Raw genomic sequence first — 252 nt, forward strand, 5'->3', positions numbered from 1 at the left:
GGCCAGCCGCCACCCTACCGAGCGCCGCGCCTGGTTCGATCCGCCCTGGGCCCGCGGCACCACCATCCTCATGCACCGCCAGCCCGATGACATCTGGCGCATCGACTTCCAGCTGGCGGGCAGCGTGGACGCCGCCCAGGCCATGCAGCCCGAGCAGATTCAACGCTTCGTGCAGACGCACCTGGACGCCATTGGCGAAGGCCACCTGCCCTGGACGCCGGTCTGGTCGTCCCTCTACCGCGCGGGCGCCAT

1 pseudogene is annotated in these 252 nt (G+C 71.0%); it reads left to right on the forward strand.

Features of this window, described 5'->3' with window-relative positions:
• A pseudogene (locus SB751_RS33320) lies at nucleotides 1-252 on the forward strand (FAD-dependent oxidoreductase); the annotation flags it as partial.

The sequence above is a fragment of the Cupriavidus sp. SIMBA_020 genome, from assembly GCF_046535395.1.
GTDB lineage: Bacteria > Pseudomonadota > Gammaproteobacteria > Burkholderiales > Burkholderiaceae > Cupriavidus > Cupriavidus campinensis.